We start from the raw sequence: 26,436 nt of genomic DNA, 5'->3' as shown, positions 1-26,436 counted from the left end.
AGCTACTATAGTTCCTATTAACTAATTTCGACAAATATCGCCATGTCTTAGGCCCTGTATTTTCGGCCCCGGTCCTGTTCGGATGCCGAGAAAATTAAATCTGGATTACTATCTATTATCCGTACACGGGCCTATGATATAATGCAGACCATTCTACGCAAAGGAAGATTGGATGTGAACACGAGTACGGATGCCTCCGCTCACGAGGTCGGATTCCCCGACCGTCCATTCCGAGTCACCTGGGTGGAAATACCGCACTTACAGTCAAATTGTGCTTCAAATTAGATACTTTCAGCAAAGCAAGCTCCCATAAGCATCGGTAAGATGGTTTCACGAAGGAGAACAAGCCGGTTCAAATTCGAATCCGTTTATCCAGTGGAGGGTGTATCCGAATCATGTGGCGTACCAGACCATTCATGTTTGCACTGCTTGCGATCCTTTTGACCGTCGTATCGGGTATGGTTCCGCTTCAGCGAGCCCATGCCGATGACAAGATGCCGAATTTGATCGCGAATCCTGGCTTTGAGCTGCCCTTGGAAGAAGACGGTTCCATTCCGGGGTGGTCGCTTTACGGCGGAACGGGCGCCATCAAGCCGGGCATTACGGTCGAAGTGAACGACCGCTTCAGCAGCTCGGGCGGCAGCAGCCTGTACGTTGCCGATACTGCAACGAACGCATCCATCGTCGTCTACAGCGACCCTATCGACGTGACGGCAGGGAATAAGTATTCCTTCCACGTCAAAACGAACAATACGAGCGGTACGATTTATGCGGCCGTCCGATATTACAAGAGCGCAAGCGATAATGTCGTAACAGGCTATATTGCGCCGGCATCCCTTGCCGCGTTAAAACCGGTGACCGCCTGGTCGGATGTGAGCACGGAATCCCAAGCGCCGGCCGCCGCCACGATTGCAAGAATATTGGTTTACACCGCTTCTTCCAGCGTGGGACAGACGTATGTGGATGACCTCTCCTTTACGGTGAAACCGCAGGACGGAGGGACCATCCCGTATGAAATATCGAATATCGGTCCTCAAATCCATACGGTAAATACGCACAGGGCTGCGTTCGGCAAAGACGGCGCCGGTAATTTGCTCGCCTACTCCACTTTAGTAGGCAACCCGGCCAGTTTGCTTGTCGTGGACGTAAAGACAGAGAAGCTGATCGCGCAAATTCCCGTATCGGAGAAGGTAGGCGGCACGACGTACGCCTCCACATACGTACGCGGACTTTCCGTGCAGCCCGACGGGACAGTATATTTGGCGGGGACGCCAAGCTATCTGTTCAAATATGTGCCGGGAGCGGATAAAGTGCAATTCATCCGAAAAGCGGCGGGCTCTCAGACGTTCGATATGAAAAACGGTCCGGAAGGCACCCTCATTGGAGGCACCTACAATAAAAGCGAAGCTTTCGAGTACAGCATCGCGAGCAATCAACTGAAAAATCTCGGCTCCATCATGCCGGATGAGGCTTATACGTACTCGGTCGCGTATGATGAAGAGCGCCGCTCGTACTATTTCGGGATCGGCTCCCACGCGCATCTGATCAAATATAACGTCGATACGGGGGAGAAGGTCGAGATTCCGCTTCCCGCGAAGTTTGGTTCGGCGGAATTTATTTTCGACATGACCGTATCCGGCGGCAAGCTGTTTATGCGGTTTTCGCCGGGAGGAACGGTTGCGATGGATCTTGCCACGCAGCAGTTTGACGAAACGACAGGGACGGTTACATCGCGGCTCGTTTCCCCCAAGTCTCCCGTCGATAATAAAGTGTACTATACCACAAGCTCGCGTCTCGGATACTACGATCTGGACTTGGGAACTTACCAGTCTTTGAATTTGTACACGGACGGCGATGCATACGGATTTACGTTCGCGCAGCTGGGAGAAGCGGATTTTCCGGGCTACTCCTTGGTAGGCTTTACGAGGGAGGGCCGAATTTTCAAATACAATTTGAGTACAGGAAAAATAAAATACACGATCATTCCCGTCGAGGGGGAGCCTACGGCGCTTCAAACGGTGGAAAAAACAACCTACGGGAATATCAGCACCAGCGGTTATTTGTCGGGCGGGAATGCGATATACGATCCTTTTACAGGCGTAATAACGGAATATACCAACGAATCGCTTGGTCTCGGACAAAAGCTGCCCGCAACGCAGACCGACCGGATCTACAGCCATAAGGGGAAGCTGTATTTCGCCGCTTATCCGAATGCGAAAGTATTCGAATTCGATCCGAATAAGCCGTGGAACGTCAAGGACCCTGTTCAGCTGAATCCGAAGCTGCTGTTCTCGGCCTATGATGTCGGGCAGCAGGACCGCGCGCTCGCCGGGACGATTATCGGAGGCCAGGACAAAATCGTCGTCGGCACTGTTCCGGATTACGGTCTGCTTGGCGGTGCGCTCGTTATTTACGACTTGAACACCCGGACGCGTGAGGCATACTTAAACGTCGTCGACCGGCAGAGCGTGACGGCGGTGACGTATAAGGACGGATTCATCTATGGCGGCACAGGCATATGGGGAGGGCTCGGCCAAGACCCTATCGCAACCGAAGCGAAGCTCTTCATTTGGGACATCGAAAAGAAACAAAAAGTGCTGGAAATGACGCCGGTTCCGGGGAAGAAGGCGATCACAGAGCTGATTGTCGGACCGGACGGCAATATCTGGGGATCGGATGAGGATACGCTGTTCATTTTCAATCCCGATACAAGACAGGTCGTTCATACGCAGCAAATTAGCACGAAATCGTACTCGAGCGCTGTATGGAGGGACGCACAGTTTACCATCGGGACCGACGGGAACGTATACGGGGTGCAGGCCAACCGATTTTTTACTATCAATGCGGCGACAAAGCAGTTGACCGTCATCCGTGATGCCGGCCTTCGCAACTGGATGACGCAGGACGACTTCGGCCATTTTTATTTGACGGAGGAAACAAACCTTCTTAAACTTTCGATCCCGGCACTCGTGCTTAAACCTATCGGTGCGCAGCTGAACGTTTCGCAAACCGAATTGCAGCGAGGTCAATCAGCCGACGTAACGATTCAAGGGCTTCTGGAGAAAGGTCGCGTTGTCGAAGGGCTGGAACAACGCAATCCGGTTTTCCGCAGCAGCAATCCGTCGGTCGTTGATTTCGTCTACGGTAAGCCGACCGCAATAAACCCCGGCACATCGGACATTTGGGCGGAAGTAACGATTAACGGAACGGCTTATACAACCAATCGCGTAACACTGTCCGTTGACGTCACGCTTCCGTCTTTGCAAAGCGAGCTTGATTTCTACATCGGATCCAGCGAGATCGAGCGTTCGCTGGCGGTCCAATTGACGACTTCGCTCAAGCAGGTGCAGCATTTCACCGATAAGGGAGATCGGGGGCAAGCGGCTAAGCATCTCGACGATTTCATCAAGCACCTCAGCGGGAAAGCAATGTCCGTGAAGGCGTCGAGTAAAGCATTATCCGTTCTATTAAGCGATGCGGCAGCCTTAAAAGCATCGTATCAATCGTAAAATAGGATGCGCGGAGGAGGGGGATCCGGAGATCGGATGCCCCCTTTTCGTATTTGTATTTTTTCCGGTCTTACCTTCATTTAAATAAAGACAATTTAAAGATATGTCACAGTTCGTTGGTTTTATACTATAATTAAATACAGGATACATACAAGTTATTATAGAATGTCGATAAAATTTTCCTCGATTTCTTTTCCAACCGATCTGTTTATCCGACCTACTTCGATTCCGACACAACTAACGATCCTTTTGTCCTTACAAACGAGCATACCCGAAAACCTGTGAATATTCGCTGCAGCCATCTGCCTTTCAGGCAGGTGTGGATCATAAAGCTTACTCGCTTGTCACTGCGCTTTCGAACGTCTCGGGCTTTTGAATACGGGGCGTCCCTTGATTCCGCGATATGAATATGGGAGGTAGTCGGGATGAACAGAAAGTTTTGGTTGATCGGGATGTGCATGACGATTTCCGTTCTGCAATCATGCAGTGCGGACAAAGGGGAAGGGAAAGCGCCTGGAGAAACGGCGGCGGAGAAGCCGAAAGAGCCGTTTACGATGACGATTTATGCGGCGGGCGTGAAAGCGGAGGAATTTGACGACCGGTTCCGGGGGGCGCTGCAGAAGAAGTTCCCCCATATCACATTCGAATACAGGACGAATGGCAAAGGTCAAGAGATCGCCGATTTGGTGACGGCGGGAACCATTCCGGACGTCATTCGGACCGATGTTCCGAATTTGAGAAATAATTACATCGATCTGGATCTTGCGGAGGATTTGAACCCGTACGTCAAAAAGTATCAATATGATTTGAACCGCTTCAATAAAGTATTTATCGACGAAATCGTCGACGCCGGACGTACTGGGGCATTATACGGTTTGCCCGTTCCGCCGTATTTTCCGCATGTGCTTTATTACAACAAAGATCTGTTCAACCGTTTCGGCGTTCCTTATCCGAAGGACGGCATGAGCTTCGATGAAATCTACGAGCTTGCGAAGAAAATGTCAAGAGCGGACGGCAATAACGTCTATCGCGGATTTTCAGCGGCGGCAAACAGCGTTTTGCGGGACAATTTGTTTTCGCTGCCGATTCTCGATCCGCTGGCCGATCAGCTCGCGAATCCGGACCGGTGGAAGGCGATATTTTCGAATTACAAGCGGTTTTACGATATTCCGAACAATCCGATTGAAAGCACGACCGCGAACGAAACGAACGCGTTCGCCAAAGGGAACGTGGCGATGCAGGTCAATCTTCACAGCGTGTATTTAATCATTCCGCAGGAAATCGATTGGGATATCGTTTCGCATCCTACGATGGAAGGCGCTCCGAAGCTGACGGCGCAGCGCGGGCCGGCCTATTGGTCGATCGCTAAAACGAGCAAGCATAAGGACGAAGCTTTTCAAGTCATTACGGCGATGCTGACGGACGAAATCCAGATGGAGGATTCCAAGAAAGGCATTCCCGCCACCGTTGTAAACAAGGAGATCAAAGATGCATTAGGAAAAGGGCATCCGCTGTACAGCACGAAGAACATGAGGGCAATCAGCTACTATGATCCAATTCCGTATACTCCGAAAAGGAAAGCCAGCCTGCCGGATATCCCCGGCTCCAAGCAGCAGGCGCTTCTCTTTCAAGCATTCCTAGATTTTGCGCAAAACAAGGCGGATGCCAACACGGCGCTGCGCAAGCTTGACGAGCAGCTGAAGGCGGAGGTCGAAAAGGAGAAAGCAAAATAAGTGGACCGAGCGGTGGAATCGAAGCAGGTCGTGGATATACCGCAGCTGTAAGCATATGGGAGGGATGCTTGGATGATGAATTCGGAACAATGGCACGAACGTCTGGAACGGATGATTCCGTGGGGATCGAGCACGTGTTCGAAGGCAGCTGCATGGATGCCGGAGGAACCGGCAGTTATAGTGAAGGGAAACGGCTGCCGGGTATGGGACGCGGACGGAAAGGAGTATATCGACTTCCGTAATGGGCTCGGTCCGGTAACGCTTGGCTATCAATTCCCGGAAGTCGACGAAGCGATCCGAAGCCAGCTCTCCAACGGCATCGTCTTCGGGCATCCCCATCCGCTGGAGTGCGAGGTGGCGGAAACGCTATGCGAACTGATCCCTTCCGCAGAGCAGGCTCGTTTCCTGAAGACGGGGGGAGAAGCGATGGCCGCGGCGATCCGAATTGCCCGCACCTGCACCGGACGCGACCGAATCGTGCAGATCGGCTATAACGGATGGCTGAATGCCCTTGGCGGAGGCGGACCGCTGCTGCCCGGACAGCAAGCGCCGAAGGCCGTGCCGGGGGTGCCGGCCGCGCTGAGCGCACTGCATCATACCGCCGGCTGGAACGATTTGCCCGCGCTGGAGCGGCTGTTCGAAGCATGCGGCGAACAAATCGCAGCGGTCGTCGTCGCCGCCGACTATGAGCGGATGGAGTACGGCACAACGTTTTATCCTGCGGTACGCGAATTAACGCGAAAGTACGGGGCGCTGCTGGTGTTCGATGAAATCGTTACCGGCTTCCGCATTGCGATTGGCGGGGTCCAGCAATATTTCGGCGTGACGCCGGATTTGGCGGTCTTCAGCAAAGGGATCGCCAACGGCATGCCTTTATCGGCGTATGTCGGCAGCCGTGAAACGATGGCTGCTTGCAACCGGGGAGGAACGGTCATCTCCAGCACGTTCGGCGGCGAAACGCTGTCTCTGGCCGCTGCCAAGGCGACGATGGCCGTGTATCGGGAGCGGGATGTCGTAGGCCATTTGTGGAGACAAGGCGAGCGCATGTGGAGCGGCTTGAACACGTTATTCGACCGTTTCGGCATCCCGCTCGAAGTGAAAGGCTTTTGGCCGTGCCCGGCGTTTACCGTCAAGCCGGGGGCGGATAGCCGGATCAAAAGCCGGTTTTTCCGGTCGGCTTTCAAACACGGCGTTTCACTGTATAACGTTTCGTATGTCAGCTTCAGTCATCAGGATGAAGATATTGCGGAGGCGTTACTGCGATTGGAGCGGGCCTGCAGCGACATTACGTGACGGGGCCTGGCATGAATCGAGGCGCGATTCAGCGGACGTTCGGATTTCAATTGGAAAGCAGGGAGAATCATGATTATTGATGCACACACGCATATTTGGGGAGGAAAGTATGACGACAGCACCCGTACGCTGCTCGAGGCATGCGAGCGCTTCGGCATCTCCAAGCTGTACGTATCCGGCCTGAAGTCGCACGACCCCGACGAGTCCGAAATCGCGAGCCTAAACGCCGATGTGTCCCGTTTTATGAGGGAGCAGCCGGATGTTGCCGAAGGATACTGCTATGTGAATCCTGCCCACCCGGATGCCATAAGCGTGCTGAAGCGGGGAATCGAGCAGTACGGCATGTCCGGCATGAAGCTGTGGGTCGCTACATTCTGCGACGATCCGCGCGTGTTTCCGCTCGTCGAGCAGTGCATCGGCTATCAGATTCCGATCCTGATTCACTCGTTCCATAAGACGGTCGGACAGCTTCCTTACGAGACGACGGGGATCCATGTAGCGAACCTGGCGGAGCGGTACCCGGAGGCCAAGCTGCTGATGGCTCATTTCGGCGGCAATTGCTACCATGGCATCAAAGCCGTCCGCGATTATCCGAACGTATGGCATGACTTTTCGGGATCGCCGTTCCGCCGGGACGATCTCGATTATGCCGTGGAGCAGGTCGGCGCGGAACGTATCGTCTTCGGCTCCGACATGCCGATAACATACCTGGTGAACTACGGTCAGGTGGAGGAAGCGGAATTGACCGCGGAGCAGCGCGAGCTCATTTATTACAAGAATGCAATCCGCTTGTTCGATCGCGGGTTGTCGGGGAGGCCGTCATGATGCATGTCGACGTCAACGTGCTGCTCGGCCATTGGCCGTTCCGCAAAATACGCAAAAACTCGCTGGATGATTTACGGAACGTACATCGTAAAAACGGCATTTCCGGCGGGTATGCGGCTTCGTTAAACAGCATCTTTTACAACGATCCGTTCGAGGGAGACGCGGAGCTGCACGAGTGGATTCGCGGAACCGAATACAAGCACGTGCTGACCGTCAATCCGACGCTGCCCGGCTGGGAACGTGACATTCGCGAAGGAATCAGCCGGTTCGATATCCGTGGCGTTCGCATTTACCCGACTTATCATGACTATAAGATAGGCAGCGAACCGGTAGAACGCTTGTGCGAAACGCTGCGGAGGCTCAGGCTGCCGTTATTCGTAACGAAACGAATGGAGGACGAGCGGCTCGATTATTTGATTAAGCCCGCTCCGCTAGCCCTCGACGAGCTGAAAACCTTTGTCCGGCGGCATGCGGATCTGGACATCGTGCTGCTCAATATCCGCTTTGGCGAAATCGTAAGCATGAGCGAAGAAATCAACAAGCTCCCAAGACTTTACTTGGATACATCCGGGCTGAAGGACCGTGCATTCGTCATTGAGGAGCTTCTACAGCAAATTCCCGCCGGAAAAATCATGTACGGCTCACAGCACCCTCTCTATTGTTTGCAAAGCACGCACTGCCTCATCGATTATGCCGAGGTTGACGAGACGGTCAAGCAAGGCATTTTAGGCGGAAACGCATCGTTTCTCGCATCCCGCGCCACATAGGAAGATCACCCAAAGAAGCTTGAGCAATCAAGCTTTTTTCTTATTTCTATAATTTTTTCCTTTGCGGTGTATTATTATTTTTCCATATGCGATGTCGCTTGTTTGCACTATGCGCTTACCGGATGTATGGTATGCTTTTCTAAACAGAGGCAAGCATGGCCGATTAACGTATCTATTTGTGAAGCCGCTTTCATGCAATGAGAATGAAGCGTTCCTGCCCATCCTGTCAAAATAAAGGGGAGATGAGCTTGTTGAAAGGAACCATTCCCGCAAGATTCAAGATGATTTATGGAATTGTGTTTTTGCTAATCATTTCCACTACCGCCTGGCTGTCGTATCTCAGCTCCAAGGGAAGTCTCGAGGGGCAGCTGAAAAATACGAACATCGCGCTGCTTCACCTGGTTCAGCAAAAAATCGAAATGATCCTGCGAGAAATCGACACGAATACGATAAATTTCATTCAGGAGCCGGAAGTCGCCTTTGTCTTGAACGGGAGGTATACGAATGACGAGATGCGCTTCAGTCACTTTAACGTCCTGAATACGAAGTTCAAGGTGTTAATGAATGCGAACAGCAATATTTCTTCCTTCTACCTTTATTCGATTCAAAAAAAGAGCATGCTGACGGACAATACGTTTGCCGATGAAGCGGATTTCTACGATATGGATTGGCTGCCCGCCTTCAACAACATGCAGCGTTACCATCAATGGCTGGATGTCCGCCAAATTACTACGGTCAGCTCCGGTCTGCAGCTCGATAAGAACGTCATTTCGCTCGTCCGTCAATTCCCCTTGATCAGCAACCCGCAATTTCGCAAAGGCGCCATTATCGTGAACATCGATGAACGTACGGTGGCGAACCTGATGGAGGATGTCGATAAACAGCGGCTCGGGCAGACGATGGTGATTAACGAACAGGGTATGATTATTTCATCCAAAGACAAAGCCCAGCTGTATAAGCCCTTCGGCAGCATAGAATCGGCACCCGCTTTGGACAAACTGCAGGGAAGCGGATATATCACCAAAAAAGTCCGGGACGGCAGCTATACTACCTTTTATGTGTCTTCGCAGTATAACGGTTGGAAATATATAAGTATCGTACCCAATCCGGTGATGAACCGCCCGCTGGAAATGGTGCGCAACATTTTATTGTCCATCGCTGCCGGGATGTTTATTGTCGCCATCATTCTCGTTTATGCGGTCAGCAGCTATACGTTCCGTCCGCTGGAGCGTTTTTTTCAAGCGTTCGCCGGGAAAAAGATCGATCGCCACGACGATCTGACGTACCTTGAGAAGTTTTTCAAGCAGATGATGTCCGACAACGAATCGCTGCAAAAGCAAATGCACGAAAGCTTGCCAGCGCTGAAATGGCGGCTGATTATGAGTCTGCTCATGGCGGATAAGACGAATTATAACCGGATGAGAAAATATTTTGACATGCTAGGCATTCATTTCTACGATTCGCGGTTCGTCGTACTGGTCATCGAGCTGGACCGCAAGCAGCATATTGCGTCGCCCCGCGACGTATACTTGTTCACCTATGCGATCAGCAACGTTGCCGAGGAGCTGGTGGCCGGCGTATGCAAGGGAGTATCGGTCGAAGTGAACGACGGCGTCGTGGCCGTCATTATGAGCTTCGAGGAGGACGATCCGCAGGGGAATCAGCTTCAGGCGCTGCAAATTGCCGATCTCGTGAGAAACTACGTCGCCGAGCATTTCAAGCAGACCGTAACCATCGGCGTCGGGAGCCCGCACCTTCAGCTCGAAGGCATCCACGAATCGTACAAGGAAGCGCAAAACGCCATGAAATACAGGCTGATCATGGGCGACAATACAGTCATCTCCATTGAAGATGTTGCGGGTAATCACAACGATAAGTTTTACCGGATTTGGGCGATGAGCGATACCATTGTCGGCTTGATCCGCGATACCGATAAATCGAAGCTGGAGATCCAGCTCGAAAAGCTGTTCGATGAGACGATCAAGAGCAACGTGCCGCCGGAAATGATCAAACAAATGTGCATCCAGCTCATCATGAAGTCCATCAAGGCGATTTCGGACAAAGGCCTCGATATCAAACAGTTTCTCGATCCGAAGGAAAATATTTATACCCACATCGATTCGTGCGCCAATGTCGAGGATATCCGAAAGTACATATCGGCCTTTCTTCAGGAGCTGATTATTCGGACGGAGGAGAAGCGGGAGAGCAAGAGCCCGAGCGATACGGTCAACCGGATCATTTCGTATTTGGAGCACAACTATATGGACAGCAACCTGTCGCTCAACCTGATCGCGTCCGACTTTCATCTGAGCGTTCCTTATTTGAGCAAGCTGTTCAAGGAAACGATGGAAATGAATTTCATGGACTACCTGATTCATATCCGGATGGAAAAATCGAAGCAGCTGCTTCGGGATCCGAAGCTCAAAATCAATGCGATAGCCGAACAAGTCGGCTACAACAACGCGCAAAGCTTTATACGCATATTCAAAAAGTATACGGGCCAAACCCCCGGAGAATACAGGGAAAACCCGGCAGATGAAAAAAGGTGTATAGATTAAATCCGGTGCATGGCGCGCGAACAAGCCGCGGCTTAAAAAAAGTGAAGAGGGTAAAAAGAGAATATATCCAAACGACGCAGGCAGCGTATACGATAGCGGTGAAATCGGCGAAAGCGAGAAGAGGGGAGGGGTGGAACGATGAATTCGCAATTCGGCGATGTCGCGGGGCAGACCGGGGTGAGACAATCGCTACTTGCCAGACGAACGAAGGCGGCCTGGAAATACATCAAACGGGATAAGTACTTATATTTGCTGCTGCTCCCGATTTTGGCCTATTATCTGATTTTCAAGTATGCGCCGATGTTCGGCGAAATCATCGCATTCAAAAACTACCGGTTTGCCGACGGCATCTGGGGCAGCAAGTGGGTCGGACTGAGGCATTTCGAACGATTGTTTACGAGCCCGGATTTTTTCACCGTATTGAAAAACACTTTGCTTCTCAACGTGTACAGCATCGTGTTTGCGTTTCCGGTTCCCATTGTACTGGCGATTTTGCTGAATGAAGTACGGATCGAATGGTATAAGCGGACGATCCAAAATTTGCTCTATATTCCACATTTCATTTCCTGGGTCGTGCTGGGAGGCATCGTCGTCGCGCTGTTGTCGCCGTCGACAGGGATTGTGAACACGGCGATCAAGCTGCTCGGCCCCGAGCCGATCTACTTTATGGCAAGCAACTTCTGGTGGCCGATTGTCTTCATTTTATCGGGCATATGGCAGAGCGCAGGCTGGGGGACGATTTTGTATTTGGCGGCGATGGCAGGCATCGATCCGCAGCTGTACGAGGCGGCCAAAATCGACGGAGCGGGCAAGCTGCGGCGCATTTGGCACGTAACGCTGCCGGGCATTCGCAGTACGATAGCGATTTTGCTTATTTTGCGGGTCGGCCAAATGATGGATGTCGGCTTCGAGCATGTTTTTATTTTGCAAAACAAAGCTGTGCATGAAGTGTCGAACGTGATCAGCACGTACGTGTACAACGTCGGTCTGGTAGGCACCCAGTACAGCTATACGACCGCGCTCGGGCTGTTCCAATCGGTGATCGGACTGATTTTGGTCGTCGCTGTCAACAAAATCGTCAAAGCGCTGGGCGAAAACGGATTATGGTAGGAGGGAGACGAATGACCGGAGGTTCCGCGTTGTCAACAAGATTGCTGTATGGTTTGCTCTATGCGTTTCTGGCGTTTCTCGCCGTACTGACTTTGTTTCCTTTCGTCAACGTGCTGGCAACGTCCATGAGCGGCTCGCGGGCGATCAGCTCCGGGGAAGTGTTCCTGTGGCCGAAGGATGTGACGTTCACCTCGTTTCAAAATTTGATCGAGGACGGGCAGCTGCTCGTAGCGATGAAAAATACGGTGATCATAACGGTGGTGGGAACGGCGCTCAATATCGCATCGACAATTATGGCGGCCTATCCGCTCAGCCGCAGACGGCTGAAGGGGCGCAGCTTCATGTTGATGCTCATCACCTTCACGATGCTGTTCGGGGGCGGCTTGATTCCCAACTACATTTTGATCAAATCGCTTGGCATCATGAATTCGTATTGGGCGTTATGGCTGCCGGGGCTGCTCAGCACGTACAACTTTTTCGTAATGAAAACGTTTTTTGAGAATCTGCCTGCAGAGCTGGAGGAATCGGCATCCATCGACGGTGCGAACGATCTGTACATCATCTGGAAAATCATTCTGCCGTTATCGCTTCCGATCATCGCGGCGCTGACCTTGTTTTATGCGGTAGGCTGGTGGAATTCGTATATGAACGTGCTGATGTACATCACAAGCTCGGGCAAGCAGTCGCTGATGGTGAAGCTTTTGCAAATGATCGATACGACAAGTCAAAGCCTGCTGAACGCGGGTGCGACGAACGGCGGCGAAGGAGCGGCCATGCAAACGCTGTTGTCCCCGGAAGGCGTAAGGGCTGCAGCCATCATCATTTCGGTAACGCCGATCTTATGCGTATATCCGTTCTTGCAAAAATATTTCGTAAAAGGCGTATTGATCGGTTCGCTGAAAGGCTGAGGAATGTGTAATGCCTGATGGAGCAGGTAGAACAGAACGAGTTCCCATTGGAGGAGGCGGAGAAGTCGATGAAAAAACGCAAGCCTATAGCCGTGCTGCTGGGGGTTACTTTAACGACGACGATAATTGCAGCCTGTTCCGGCGGCGAGGAAGGCCAGAACGGCGGTACGAAGAACAATAACGATAACCAAAAGCTGGAGGTCAGCATCTCGATCCTCGACCGGGGGCAGGTGGCGAGCGATGAAGGAACATACGAAAGCAACCGTGTGACGAAGTACATTAACGAGAAATCGGGCATCAATGTCAAATGGGTGCCCATCCTGCGTACGCAGTCGATACAAAAGCTGAATACGCTTATTGCGGCGGGCGAAGCGCCGGACCTGATGTGGGAATTCGGGCGGGATTACATGTCCACCTTGAAGGATCAGGGAGCCATTCAGCCGATCGACGAATACATCGAGAAATACAGCACTACTTACAAGGCGTATTTGCAAGCGCATCCGGAATTGAAGCCGTATACGATGTTGGACGGCAAAATGTATATGGCTACCAGCGCGCGCGGTATCGATGCCATCGCCAACCATGCAATGTGGATTCGGCAAGATTGGCTGGATAAGCTCGGCCTGAAGATGCCTACGACCATGGATGAGATGATAACCGTCATGCGGGCATTTAAGGAGAAGGATCCGGACGGCAACGGCAAAGCGGACACGCTGGGCGCGGCGTTCAACTTCAACTATACGGGCAATATTCAGGCATTGTACGCTGCGCAAGGCGGAATTTGGTATTTGGAAAACGGCAAAATCGTCAAAGGCAACTTTACCGAGCGTTATGCCGATGTACTCACTGTGTTGAAAATGTTTTTTGAAGAAGGGCTCGTCGATAAGGAATACATTACGGATAAAAACTTCCAGAAGGAACGGCAGCTGTTCGTAACGGGCAAAGCCGGCATCTATTTCGCAAGCTGGAACATTCCGTCGGAATACCGCGAACTGAAGCAAAATGTGCCTGGCGCGAAACTGGTTCCTTTCGAGCCGGTAGCAACGAAATACGGCAAATTCGGTTTGTTCCAGGAGCCGCCTGCCAACCGGTTGATCGTATTCAACAAAGATTTGAAGGATCCTAAGGCTGCCATCAAGCTGCTGGATTGGTTGATCGACAAAAACTGGTTCGGCGTGCGCTTCGGCCAAGAGGGAGTTCATTACAAGCTGGTGAACGGGGTGCCGCAGGCGATCGATGCGGAGAAAAACAAGAAGGAAATCGGTTATGCAGCGGAATATGCCGTAGTGGATCAATACAGTCCGAAGCCGGAGGATTTCGCCATCATGGCGGCGCAGGATGCGATATCGCAGGAATACGCCAAGGTCCAGGGCGAATCGATGAAGGTAGCGATGAAGAACAAGTTCCGCCGCGACATACCGTTCAACCCGACGTTCCCGGAATTAAGCGAAATCCAGACTTCCTTCGCGCCGCTGTCGGAGGAAATCGAGACGAAGGTCATTACGGGCGGAGCACAGTATACGCCGCAATGGGGATTGGAGCAGCTTCGCAAGGAGTGGAAACGGCTTGGAGGAGATAATGTCGACAAGCTCGCCCAGGAATGGTACCAAAAAAATGTGAAAACGAACTAATCCAGGAGCGGGAGCGTCCTGACCCGTATTCTCATCCGGAAAAAGGGCAGAGACGCTTTTTGCCATAAATAATTCATGACATAAATAATTAATATTATAAAGGAGCGGAATCCATGACCATCGACCACCGACGAATGCTGATGCAAGAGCTGGGGAGCTGGCATAAGGACTATAATCCCGGGCTGCATATGGTGAGAAGGCCTTTCAGCTCGCCCGGATATCATACGACGCTGAAAGGAGTGACGCATACTCACCCGACATTGGCCGCCTGCATTTATGCCTTGGCGCTGCTGGACAGCGGCGAGCAGGCCTATACGGAGCGGGCGTCGGACCTATTGCGGAAGGTGATTGGGCTGCAGGATCAAAAACGTGACAGCGCGACCTTCGGCATCTGGTCTTGGTTCATGGAGGAGCCGCTGTCAATGATGGCGCCGCCGGACTGGAACTGGGCCGACTTTTGCGGCAAGCGGCTTGTGCTGGCGGAGCAAAGGCACGGTCAGCGGCTCTCGCCGTCGCTGCGCGAACAGATTCGTCACGCGGTCTTTTGCGCATGCGATGCGATCATCAAGCGCAATGTCGGTCCCGGCTATACGAATATAGCCATCATGGGGGCGTTCGTTACGCTGATCGCCGGGGAAGTTTACGGCGTCGACAGGTATGCCGACTACGGGCTGGAGCGGCTGCGCAAGTTCAGCGATTATACTCGCGAACTGGGGACGTTCCAGGAGTTCAACAGCCCGACGTATACGGTCGTGGCCATCCAGGAGCTGTCGAGCATCCACACGTCGACGCGGCTGCCCGAGGCGAAGCGGCTGAGCGCCGACATGTTGGATGTGGCCTGGAGCATGATCGCGGAGCATTACCATGCGCCGACCGGAGAGTGGTCCGGGCCGCACAGCCGCAGTTACAGCACGATGATGACGGACGCCGTGCGGTCGTTCCTGCAGATGGCGTGCGGGGACACTGTGCCGATGCTGCCCGAGGATCACATGTCGTACAGTCTGGACTGGTACGAGAACGACATTCAATGCCCGCCAGATTACAGGGCGGCGTTCCGGGAGGGGCAGGGCGGCGAATACCGCCAGGTTATCCATCGGGATGCCGGTGGAATGGCGGTCAATACCGCCACGACGTACAAGGACGAGCGGGTGAGCCTCGGGACGTTCAGCAAGGACGTCATGTGGAATCAGCGCCGTAACCTGTTGGCCTACGTGCGGAACGGGGATCGCTTCAGCTATATCCACTTGCGGTTTTTACATGATGGATACGATTATTCTTCGGCCGTATTCTCCTGCCGGCAGGAGGGGGCGGACGCCTTGTTCGGCATCGGCTTTTGCACGAACGGCGGGGATACGCATATCGGTCTTGACCCGATAGACGGTACGCTCGAGGCCGCCGATCTCAGGCTGCGGTTCGAAATCGGCGGCAGGCTGGAAGGAGTGGAGGCCCGCCTCACGGAAGAGGCGGGTGCGGTTCATGTCAGCCTGGACGGGGGAGCGCTTGCGATGCAGGCGGCCGTGTTGTTCGCTGCCTTCGATGGCGAGACGCCGAGATGGGAGATCGGAAGAATCGGGGAGAAGCTGAACGTCGATTATGTCGTCTATGCCGGCGACACGAAGCGGTTTGATTTCCGCAGCTTGCAGGAGGCGCTGCTGGTGCTGGCCTTCCGGCTGGGCGGCGGGGAGGGCGGCGGCTTGGATGCGTCGGCCGAGCGAACGGTCCCCGGCAGCGACATGGCCAAGGAAGCGCCGGGAGCTCCGGTCGCCGGGACCGACGGCGGCACATTCGCGGAACAGTGGGCCGACGCGGATGGTCCGCAAGTGCATGCGGCTTACCGAACCGCGAGCGGCAGCGTGTTGACGTTGACCTTGCCTCTGAAGCCGGCGACGAAGCAGCAGATGCTGCGATAGATCGAATCGATTATCGGAAAGGAGCGCTGAAGAAGACGATGGCCAAGGGTACGGTAGTGAAGAACGCATTTCATAGCTTCGAGGATCCTTATACCGGCAGGACGGTAACCCGTCTGACGACGCCGGAGCATATCCAGCATCATCCTTATTTTTATTACAAGATGATAACAAGCGACAACCGATATCTGATTTATGCGAGCGGCCGGGACGGATTGCGCAATCTTTACAAAATGGATCTGGAGAGCGGGTCGGCCGTCCAGTTGACGGAAGGGACGGGAGTGCACGATTTCAGCTGCTCGCTCACAAGCGATGACCGCTGCCTGATCTATTGCCGGGACCGGCAGATCATCCGCATGGATATGGCGACGTTAACCGAGGAGCCCTTCTATGAATCGCCGGCAGGCTGGGTGCCGAACGCGAATCCGGGACTGAGCTCGGACGACCGCTATCTGGTGCTGGTCGAAATGAACGAGCGGGACGTCGTACCGAGCCGCGGCGATTGGTCGACCTTCGAGCCGCAATGGGCCGCGAAGCCGCACTGCCGTATCGTCTATGTCGATATCGAGCGGCAGACCAGCCATGTCGTCCATGAGGAGCCGCATTGCTGGCTGGGCCATCCGCAGCTGCGGCCGGGTGACCCTGCGACAATCCTCTTCTGCCATGAAGGCCCGTGGAACCGGATTGATGCGAGACTGTGGCTTGTGCGGTCCGACGGCTCGAACCTGCGCTGCGCGAAGCCTCAGACGCACGAGGAGCTCATCACCCACGAATATTGGCTCGCTGACGGCTCCCGCTTCGCCTTCGTGTACCGCAGCCAGGAAGGCGGGCCTCACGAAAGCATCCGGTTCATGGACCCGGTAACGTTGCAGGAGGAAGTATGGATGGAATGCTCGAAATATTGCCATTTCATCTCCAATCATGATAATACCCGGATTGTCGGCGACGGCCAGCTGAAGGAGGAGCATTTCATCTACCTGGTCGATGTGGAGAAGCGCAGCGAGGAAAAGCTCTGTTCGCACGGCACGAGCTGGGGAAGCTACGGCAATACGCAGGATGCCCATCCGCATCCGGCTTTTTCACCGGACGGTTCATTCGTTGTCTTCACCTCCGATATGGCGGGCAAGCCCTGCATTTATCGGGTCATGCTCTAGAAGAGGCACAACAGAAGGAAGCCGTACGGCAGAGAGGCCTTAGCAGCTTCCTTGGTTCATCCGAATATCAAGATGAGCTGGATTCGCTGAACACCGACCAGCAGAAGATGAATTTGAAGACGTAATCCGCATCCAAGGAAGTGCCGGACATTACGGTCGTCACCCGGTTAACGTTGTTTAGAAGGACCATCCGATGAATATAAAGCTTTCGTGCTTATGTAGATCAATACTTATATCAATTTAGAAAAATTGAATTGTCCGACGACATAAACATTGGTGCTTTGAGATCCCCATAAATTGGGGATTTTTTTATTTGAAAACGCATATGTTTGTGCCGTAGTGTCACGACACAATGTGACAAGTACTTGACCCCATTCCCGACAGATCTTGCGAATTGAAAAGAGAGATAAACGTAAACGCTGATATCCGAAAACAATCCGAACAGTGGTACATAGAGCATCTTGGGTCAAGAGGCTAGATGAACAGGTTTTAACTTTTCGGGCAAACCAAGTCCCGTGATCGGAGCAGCACCGTCAGCGTTATAGCGTTCGGCTCCAGCTTGCGGCTTGCATTGTAAATCGAGCCTGTGGTAAGCAACTGATCCTTTCGCGAGCTTCGCGGTGTCCGGATCGTATATCCATGCCGTCGGTATGGTCAAGCCCGTATTGTTAGCGGCGTTGCTGTGCGTCGTGTCGATGACGTACTGTTCCGCCTGCGTTTTTGGGCGACTTCTACTTAAAGGAGTGCATGAGCTGAAGTCTTTTTTCGTGGTACTAATGATGTGGGAACCAGCGGTGCTCTACGTAATTAGACAGACTATGGATACATGACCAATCGTGACCGAAACATGACCAAAATTGTGACATACGAAGGTTGTGGTTAGGAACATATTTACGTAACGTATTAGGTAAAAGAGTGCAGATAGGTGGGTTTTCATTGGCAAGCAAACATACAATCGTAAATCATTTTTGCAATGAATTATTCAGCAAAAAAAATGAATCATTATTAAACGAGATTCTCCACTTCACCTTTACCGCCCGCCTCAATACGGGGCATACGATGAAGCGGAAGGAGTTCCTCCATTTCTTCAGCCAAGCATGGAAAAGCTTCTCCAATCTGAATTTTCAGATTGAGGACAGCATCTCCGAAGGAGATAAGGTAGCGGTACGGGGTACGGTATCAGGTGTGCATGAAGAATGCTTTTATCGTTTGCCTGCAACCTCCAAATCCTTCTCCATGCCAGGTCAGGGCTTTTTTGATTTTTTGGATAACAAGATTTCATGCTTGTGGTTAATGGTAGATCAACAGCAATTTATGAGACAGCTTGGATTGTGGAGAGTTTCCCAAAGGACTTCCCTGGAATCTCATGAGATTAGCTTGAAGGTGACGGAGCAATTGACGGCGGTACATGCTTCACAAGCGGAATGCGTTCTCTTCTCAGAACGTGAATTGGATATCATTCGCCTGATAACCCACGGCTGCACTTCGAAGAAAATCGGTATACACCTGCACCTTAGTCCGCGTACCGTAGAGAAATATGAGGAACACATTCGCTTGAAGCTTCGTGTCCCAAACCGTGCCGGAGTCATAGCATGGGCGATCCGCAGCGGTCTCATGGATGCGTAAAATACGTATTTTTACTACGTGGTTTTGCCGTAGTGCGGTAATGGTGGAGTTAATATAATGAAAACTGTCAGCCGGCAATTCCGCAAATTCAAAAACGACCGTCTCTCACAAGGGGGTTCAACGTTCGATGTCCTGGGAACCGATATTGGATAAAGAACTTCGCAAGTCTGCCTTGGAAACCGTGCAGTCCATTGCCGTTCATCTCCGGCACCACGATGCGGATGATGCAACGATCAGCGGAGGCTCAGCCGGGTTGGCTGTGCTTTTTCATTACCTTGACAGGGCAGATTTGGGGGATGGGCATTCTGCCAATCGGTTTCTTGAGCATGCGATGGATTCCGTCGCCACGACACCGATGTCGGCCGCATTGTATGAAGGCCTATTAGGTATTGCCTGGGCTCTCGCGCATGTAAGCGAAGAACCTGGAGGCGGAGAAGCATTGAATGAAGTGGATGCGCTGCTTCTGAATCTTCTGCGCAGACCTTGGTATGGTGATTTTGACCTTACAAACGGTCTAGTCGGCATCGGGGTGTACGCTCGTGAACGACTGCTCTCCAACGCTGCCGAAGAAATGCTTTCACTCGTGATTGCACATCTGGATTTCCTTGCAGAGAAGGGACCTGACGGTACTGCCTGGTTCACTCGTCCTGAGATGCTTCCGGCAGATTCCAGGATTCACTATGCACCGGAAGGCTTCTATAATCTGGGGATGGCCCATGGCGTTCCGGGTGCGATCGCATTTCTAAGCCATGCCTATACGCTTGGCGTGGAAAAGCACAAGGTACGGCGTCTATTGGACGATGCGATCCGCTGGTTGCTCGCAAGGCGAATCCATCATACCGGATTTGGCCAGTTCCCCCGATGTATCGGACCGGGAATAGCGCCGGAACCAGCTAGAGCCGCATGGTGCCACGGTGATCCGGGCGTTGCGGCAGCGCTTTTGCTGGCTGCCAGAAGTCTCGGTCAAACGGACTGGGAGGATATAGCCATTGCGCTAGGCCGAACGTCAGCCCTGCAGCTGCATGAAAAGTCACAGGTAGCGGAAGCCGGGTTCTGTCACGGCGCCGCCGGTCTTGCGCACCTCTTTAATCGGTTCTATCATGCGACAGGCGAGACGCTTTTTAAGGATGCTGCTGGTAGCTGGGTGCGAAGAACGCTTGAAATGAGAACGGATCAAGGAATCGGTGGTTATTTGGCGCTGACGGGTTCACACGGGAAGATGGTCTGGACGCCAGAGCCCGGCATGTTGACCGGTGCAGCAGGAATCTGCTTGTCTTTGCTGGCTGCGTCTACATCTATCGAACCGTTGTGGGACCGCATTTATTTATTATCAAACTAAGATGGGAGAGATTGGAATGGAAGATTTCAAAAAAGAACAAGTATCGGAAACCAAAGAGGTAAAAAAATTGGTTCTGAACAAAGAAACGGTGCGTGTGCTGAGCGATGAAGAACTTAAGAATGCTGCCGGCGGAAGACCTTATGTTACCAAGTGGTGGAGCGGCTGCGGCGGAACCTGCTGGATCTAATCTGACTGCACGGTAAATGTGCGCCCCCGAAAACATTTTTTTTCGGGGGTCACTTGATGCAACGAAAACTGTCCGGAATCGGCTGTCAAGGGGAGGGAATCATGAGGGGGCACAGTATTTCTTCTATGTTTCAAAGCTCGGGATTTTTCGCCATTCGAACACCCTTATTGCCAATAGAAGCTCTGATCCAATGGACTCAAGGGGCAGAGTCATCCGCTGCTCTTAACCCAAACGATTTGGATGCGGCCATTAAAGCGGATCGAACCCGATTCCGAAGCCGGTTAGCTGCTATTTTTGCACAGCCCGCAGTCCGTGAGGCATTGTTCCTGGCGTCTCCCGATCTGGAAAGCAAGCTATCGGTATGGTTAGACAACCCGGAGAGTGAGCAGGGGGAAAAAGTTGAACGCCCACTGGTTCGTTATTTTGTGCGAATGGCCGTGCGACCAACGCCTTTTGGTCTCTTTGCCGGAGCATCCGTAGGAGCCATCGCCGATAAGACGGAAATTCGTCTTGCGGATTCAACCTCGTACCGACGCCATACAAGGCTCGACATGGACTATATATTCGCATTGACGGATGCGATCGCAAGAGATGAGCAACTTCGGAAGGAATTGATATACCGGGCGAATTCCAGCCTCTACCGGATTGGAGAGCATATTCGATACGTGGAGGCAAAGCAGCAAGATCAAGTTCGAAGCCATCATCTAGTGTCTGTCACAAGAACGGAGTATTTAGATCGAATCGTATCGAATGCCGAGTCCGGCGCTCGCATTACGGACCTCGCTCAAGCGCTGATAACAGAGGACCCGGATGTATCCATGGAGGAAGCAGAAGCCTTTCTGCACGAATTAATCGACAATCAGCTGCTGGTTCCTGTGTTGTCTTCGAACGTATCCGGGAGTGAAGCCATCGTTCAGTTGCTGCATCATTTGAAGGAAACGAAATATGCCGAAAACGTAAGAGGACAGCTGCACGAAGTGAAGCTCGATTTGGAGAAGCTGGACCGGGAAGGGATCGGCGTTAACATGGAACGCTATCGAGCCATCGGTCATAAGCTTGAGCATTTGGCCTCACCGGTAGAGCTTTCCAAGCTTTTTCAAGTGGATCTAGTCAAACCCTTGCGTGAGGCTGCATTAGGGCACGAGGTTACCAAGGAGATCTTACGAGGCGTGCAGGCTTTGCACCAAACGGCTCGAAAAAAAACACAGTCCAACATGGACCGGTTTCGCAGAGATTTTCTGGAGCGGTACGAGGGCAGGCAGGTACCATTAACTGAGGTTCTCGACAATGAGACGGGTATTGGTTATGGCGGAACAGATATGTCCATCGATGCATCATCCCTATTAGCTGGTTTGCCTTTCCCTGTATCAGTGGAACAGGAGACAGCTTGGGGAAAGCGCGAGATTCTGCTATTGCGCAAACTGAATGAAGCCATTGCAAGCGGTACAATGGAGATTCGCTTAACGGATCATGACCTTGAGGTTTTATCGCCCGGCCGAGCACTGCCGATGCCGGATACCTTCGCAGCAATGGTTCGGGTGGCCGCCCGAACGGAGGAGGCTTTAAACCGGGGCGACTTCCAAGTGCTGATGCATGATGTTTCCGGTCCGTCCGGCGCTCGTTTGTTAGGCCGATTTTGTCATGCTGACCGTGATTTGCACCATCAAGTTACAAAGCATTTGCGCTCAGAGGAGGCGCTTCACCCGGAAGCCGTCTTCGCGGAGATCGTCCATCTCCCGGAAGGGCGGGTCGGCAATTTGATCGCCCGTCCGGTGCTTCGTGCCTACGAAATTCCGTTTCTGGCGCAATCCGGGGCTCCGCTAGAGCGACAGATTCCTTTAAATGACTTGCTGGTTTCGGTTGTCGGACAGGAGGTCGTTTTATGGTCGGCCACGCTTGGGAAACGTGTGATTCCGCGCTTATCGACAGCCCATAATTTCCTTGCCCATGGCATCGGACCATACCGGTTTTTGTGCGACTTACAGGGGAACGGGCGCGCCGATTACCTTGCATGGGATTGGGGACCGCTAACCTCTGCGCAGTTTCTGCCTCGAGTGGTGTTCGGGCGTACCGTGTTATCTCGAGCCATATGGCGCATTCCGCAGGATGAGTTGAGCAGACTTGGCCGATTGAAGGGCGGCGACCGGTTCTGGGCCGTACAAGATTGGCGTAAAGGAAGAGGGCTTCCACCAATTTTTTTGTTTACGGAGTTGGATCGTGAGCTGCCTGTGGATTTGGATAATGTATTAAGTGTCGATACCTTCGTTGAAATGGTCAAAAACCGCTCGGAGGTACGGCTTACCGAATTATTCCCTTCTCTGGAAGAACAGGTGGTTCGTGGACCGGAGGGGCGGTTCGTTCATGAGTTCATCGTACCCTTCGAACGTATTCCTTCCAAGAAAAACGCTGTCTCCCTGACATCCATACCGAGCGAACAACCATACGTAACGAGTACAAAGAGCTTGAATATCCAGAGAGCCTATCCACCTGGGTCGGAATGGCTTTATGCCAAGTTTTATACGGGTCCCGCTGCAGTCGATGCCCTTCTTCGAACGGAAGTACGCCGCATCGTGTCTCATGCGATGCGTTCAGGAGCTGTGGAACAATGGTTTTATATTCGTTACGGGGATCCCGACTGGCATCTTCGGCTTCGTGTGAAAGGAGTCCCCGAACGTCTTTTGGGTGAAGTTCTCCCGGAATTGAAAGACGCCATTGCGCCTAAACTGCAGAACGGCACGGTTTGGCGTTTCCAGGTCGATACTTATATGCCGGAATGGGAGCGTTATGGTGGAGAGAAAGGTATGAGTCTCGCAGAGAGATTCTTTCATATAGATAGCGAAGCGGTAATCAACATATTGGAGACGCTGGACGGCGATGCCGGATTGGATGATCGATGGCGGCTCTCGTTTATCGGGATCGATAGGTTACTGTCCGATCTTAGGTTTCCAGCCGAAGTCAAATCCGGCATCGTAAAAAAAGCCCGGGACGGGTTTGCAACGGAATTCGGGATCGATGGGGCATTCCGCCGCAGCTTGGGTGAGCGGTTCCGGAGAGAGCGAACTCGCCTGGAAGCCTATATTCATACAACGTCATCCGGCCATGATCGACTGGCTCCAGGGATTTCTGTATTTAAACAAAGATCCGAACGACTTGTGCCGCTTGTGGATGGCTTGAGGAAGGTTGAGATTTCAGGAGGTCTTACCGTAACTCTGGAGCAACTGGCAGCGAGTTATATCCATATGCATGTGAACCGAATGCTCCGGTCGTCGCAAAGGGCCCATGAGCTTATCATATATGACTTTCTAGCGCGGCTCTATGATGCCGAGAGCGGCCGGACACGAAGAGGTGACACTCATGACGAATAAAGAGCCCGATATGTTTCGAAGAGAAGCTCTGGACTGTTTATTACCAGCAACAACCCAATTCACCGGGCTGCGTCCTGTTCCTGCTTGGCTTACGTTTGCCTTCTGGTTTCTTCTGAGCAGCAGTATCCTTGGGGGGCTGGCAGGACGGCAATTTGTCTCCGTACTCATCGAAGGACTCTTCGGCACGTCAGGGGGCGGGGCGAATGGCTAAGCTGTTCCGCCGATCACGAAAAATCGAAGTGATTCGGCAAATGGAGGTAGCCGATTGCGGCGCGGCTTGTCTAGCCATGGTGCTGGCTTATTACGGCAAGCGTGTCCCTCTGGATGAAGTGCGTCAGGTGACAGGGGGAGGGCGGAGCGGTTTGGATGCGCACGTTCTCCTGCAAGCGGCCAGATGGTTCGGATTGGAGGGGCAAGGAGCCGCCTTTGATTTAGATCATCTGCCTAACTTGCAAACCGGAGCGATCTTACATTGGAAGTTCACGCATTTTATTGTCTTCGAGCGTTGCTCCCGCAAGGGCGTATGGGTCGTTGATCCAGAATGGGGGCGAAGGCTTATTCCTTACCGGGAATTTAGTCAAAGCTTCACGGGAATCGGCCTTATCCTAGCTCCGGGAGCGGATTTCCAAACTACAGCTTCAGCAAACCGCCTTTCTCCATGGCGGCATGTCAAGCAAATGGTCCGATTCCCCGGGATGCTGTGGAAAATATTCGTCACATCCATATTGATTCAAATATTATCCATGGGCCTCCCCTTGCTTACGGGAACATTGGTGGATCGGATTTTACCTCAGGGTGATGTTCAGCTTTTATATTATTTTGGACTCGGCCTCATCGCGATGACATTATTTCATTTCCTAGGATCGTTGGTACGGTCTCATCTTTTGTTATATTTAAGAACGCATGTAGACCATAAAATGACCGTGCAATTCCTTACTCACCTCATACAGCTCCCCTATATGGTGATTCAAGCGCGATCCTCCGGGGATCTCCTGGCCAGAGTGAACAGCAACACGAAAATTCGCGATATGCTTACAACCGGGGTGCTCTCCGGATTGCTTGACGGTGTAACGGTAGGTCTCTATCTCGTCCTGTTGCTTATTGCCAATCCGTTCATTAGCGGATTAGCTGTGAGCTTAGGCCTGTTGCAGGGATGCATTTTTCTCTTGTTTCGCCATCGTTATTTAGTTCTCAACACACAAGGGCTGGAGGCACAAGCCAAATCGCAAGGATTTTTGGTACAGGTGTTATCCGGGTTGGAGACGTTGAAGTCGACGGGAGCTGAACAACGTGCTGCAAGACAATGGACGAATTTATTTGTGCAAGAGATCCATGCAGGGCTGCGGAAAGATCAGCTTGGCGCAACCATGGATGCTTTGTTGACTGCCCTTAGAGTGGGATCTCCGTTATTAATCCTTTTTGTTGGAGGAATACAGGTTCTGAACGCGAGCTCAAGTCTTGGTGCGATGCTGGGACAATGCGCGTTGGCGGGCAGTTATCTCGTTTCCTTATCCGGACTTCTCTCTACCGCAGTTCAGGTGCAGCAAATCTACGGTTTTCTCGACCGAATTAACGATATATTGGATAAACCGCGAGAGCAAGAGGGGAAGCGATATACTCCCGATCTTCGTCTGCAAGGGCAGGTTGTCCTGGATCGTGTATCTTTTCAATACTCACCGGTATCTTCGCCTGCCGTAAGGGAAGTTTCCGTCAAGATTGAGCCGGGAGAATTTATTGCGATTGTCGGTCCCTCCGGATCAGGAAAATCGACGCTTGCCGCGCTCCTGGCGGGGCTATATGAGCCCAGCTCCGGAAAAATTATATATGACGGCCATGACTTTCTGAAGCTGGACTTGCAATGGGTTCGCGGGCAGATTGGAGTGGTTCCCCAGCATCCCTACTTGTTCGGTATCTCCATACGCGAAAATCTGGCCCTTGCCGACCTGGAAGCTGCACCGGAGAGGATCAAGCTTGCTGCGGAACTCGCTATTATTCATGAAGATATTATGGCCATGCCTATGAAATACGGTACCATTCTGGGGGAGGATGGCGCCTCTCTATCTGGCGGACAGAGACAAAGACTCGCCTTGGCGCGGGCACTTGTGAACGATCCGGTCATCCTGATGCTGGACGAAGCTACAAGTGCATTGGATACGGTGACCGAGCGCCGTGTACAGGAGGCATTGGCCAAGCTGAAATGTACGAAAATTATAATCGCTCAAAGATTAAGCACCATTATGGAGGCAGATCGCATCTTTGTGATGAACGGTGGCCGAATCGTCGAGCAAGGTAAGCATCATGACTTGATAAGAACGGGTGGGGTATACTCTGAACTTGTCAGAGCGCAGAGTCTATGAAGAAGGAATGGGTATTTTTATCGGACAATGTTTTTGTCGTTCATCCGCGACATAAACATTGTCCGATTGAAGCGCTGTGGAAGATTAGATCTAATTGTCATGTTTTCACATCGCCAAAACACTGTGGACACGAACTGATGTAAATTGTTAAAAGTTGCGCGAGAAGA

The 26,436-nt window shown here is 52.3% G+C and carries 17 protein-coding genes; all 17 read left to right on the top strand.

The features are described from left to right. Positions 1 to 395 precede the first annotated feature (395 nt). The 17 genes from ACFQI7_RS00185 to ACFQI7_RS00105 all read left to right on the top strand — a co-directional run bounded on the left by ACFQI7_RS00185 (position 396) and on the right by ACFQI7_RS00105 (position 26,269). Entirely contained in the window at positions 396 to 3,509 is a 3,114-nt protein-coding gene (locus tag ACFQI7_RS00185; protein WP_218102762.1) for an FIMAH domain-containing protein, read from the top strand. Between the two features lie 425 nt (positions 3,510 to 3,934). Next, on the top strand, positions 3,935 to 5,242 hold the full coding sequence (locus tag ACFQI7_RS00180) for an ABC transporter substrate-binding protein (RefSeq protein WP_218102761.1): 1,308 nt from the start codon (positions 3,935 to 3,937) through the stop codon (positions 5,240 to 5,242). Positions 5,243 to 5,314: 72 nt separating this feature from the next. After that, positions 5,315 to 6,535, top strand: a complete 1,221-nt coding sequence (locus ACFQI7_RS00175) for an aminotransferase class III-fold pyridoxal phosphate-dependent enzyme (RefSeq protein WP_218102760.1) — start codon at positions 5,315 to 5,317, stop codon at positions 6,533 to 6,535. A gap of 69 nt (positions 6,536 to 6,604) precedes the next feature. Further along, positions 6,605 to 7,360 (top strand): amidohydrolase family protein, encoded by a 756-nt coding sequence (locus ACFQI7_RS00170; protein WP_218102759.1) that lies wholly within the window; start codon positions 6,605 to 6,607, stop codon positions 7,358 to 7,360. Continuing rightward, positions 7,357 to 8,127: an amidohydrolase family protein gene (locus ACFQI7_RS00165; RefSeq protein ID WP_218102758.1), complete on the top strand. Its 771-nt coding sequence runs from the start codon at positions 7,357 to 7,359 to the stop codon at positions 8,125 to 8,127. The genes ACFQI7_RS00170 and ACFQI7_RS00165 overlap by 4 nt, the downstream gene beginning before the upstream one ends. A gap of 251 nt (positions 8,128 to 8,378) precedes the next feature. After that, entirely contained in the window at positions 8,379 to 10,685 is a 2,307-nt protein-coding gene (locus tag ACFQI7_RS00160) for a helix-turn-helix domain-containing protein (RefSeq protein ID WP_218102757.1), read from the top strand. A gap of 138 nt (positions 10,686 to 10,823) precedes the next feature. Next, complete coding sequence (locus ACFQI7_RS00155; protein WP_218102756.1) at positions 10,824 to 11,795, top strand: ABC transporter permease; 972 nt, start codon at positions 10,824 to 10,826, stop codon at positions 11,793 to 11,795. An 11-nt stretch (positions 11,796 to 11,806) separates the two neighbouring features. Further along, positions 11,807 to 12,703: a carbohydrate ABC transporter permease gene (locus ACFQI7_RS00150; RefSeq protein WP_218102755.1), complete on the top strand. Its 897-nt coding sequence runs from the start codon at positions 11,807 to 11,809 to the stop codon at positions 12,701 to 12,703. Positions 12,704 to 12,771: 68 nt separating this feature from the next. Further along, the gene (locus tag ACFQI7_RS00145; RefSeq protein WP_218102754.1) at positions 12,772 to 14,334 is read left to right on the top strand and encodes an extracellular solute-binding protein; all 1,563 of its coding nucleotides are present in this window, start codon (positions 12,772 to 12,774) and stop codon (positions 14,332 to 14,334) included. Positions 14,335 to 14,447: 113 nt separating this feature from the next. Next, entirely contained in the window at positions 14,448 to 16,244 is a 1,797-nt protein-coding gene (locus ACFQI7_RS00140; protein ID WP_218102753.1) for a hypothetical protein, read from the top strand. A gap of 38 nt (positions 16,245 to 16,282) precedes the next feature. After that, entirely contained in the window at positions 16,283 to 17,395 is a 1,113-nt protein-coding gene (locus ACFQI7_RS00135) for an oligogalacturonate lyase family protein (protein WP_218102752.1), read from the top strand. A gap of 936 nt (positions 17,396 to 18,331) precedes the next feature. Further along, a complete protein-coding gene (locus tag ACFQI7_RS00130; RefSeq protein WP_218102751.1) occupies positions 18,332 to 19,021 on the top strand; it encodes an ester cyclase in 690 nt (229 codons plus the stop codon). A 127-nt stretch (positions 19,022 to 19,148) separates the two neighbouring features. Beyond that, positions 19,149 to 20,360 carry a lanthionine synthetase C family protein gene (locus ACFQI7_RS00125; RefSeq protein WP_218102750.1) on the top strand — a complete coding sequence of 404 codons (1,212 nt, stop codon included), beginning with the start codon at positions 19,149 to 19,151 and terminating at the stop codon, positions 20,358 to 20,360. A 16-nt stretch (positions 20,361 to 20,376) separates the two neighbouring features. Beyond that, positions 20,377 to 20,547, top strand: a complete 171-nt coding sequence (locus ACFQI7_RS00120) for a class I lanthipeptide (protein ID WP_218102749.1) — start codon at positions 20,377 to 20,379, stop codon at positions 20,545 to 20,547. A 56-nt stretch (positions 20,548 to 20,603) separates the two neighbouring features. Then, complete coding sequence (locus tag ACFQI7_RS00115; protein ID WP_218102748.1) at positions 20,604 to 23,912, top strand: lantibiotic dehydratase; 3,309 nt, start codon at positions 20,604 to 20,606, stop codon at positions 23,910 to 23,912. Further along, positions 23,902 to 24,123, top strand: coding sequence for a hypothetical protein (locus tag ACFQI7_RS00110; RefSeq protein ID WP_218102747.1), 222 nt, complete (start codon positions 23,902 to 23,904; stop codon positions 24,121 to 24,123). The genes ACFQI7_RS00115 and ACFQI7_RS00110 overlap by 11 nt, the downstream gene beginning before the upstream one ends. Then, complete coding sequence (locus ACFQI7_RS00105; RefSeq protein ID WP_218102746.1) at positions 24,116 to 26,269, top strand: peptidase domain-containing ABC transporter; 2,154 nt, start codon at positions 24,116 to 24,118, stop codon at positions 26,267 to 26,269. The genes ACFQI7_RS00110 and ACFQI7_RS00105 overlap by 8 nt, the downstream gene beginning before the upstream one ends. The last annotated feature ends 167 nt before the right edge of the window (positions 26,270 to 26,436 follow it).

It is taken from the genome of Paenibacillus allorhizosphaerae, from assembly GCF_042659105.1.
Lineage (GTDB): Bacteria > Bacillota > Bacilli > Paenibacillales > NBRC-103111 > Paenibacillus_G > Paenibacillus_G allorhizosphaerae.
Note: the sequence above shows the minus strand (reverse complement) of the source record. Positions and strands in the feature narration are given on the sequence as shown.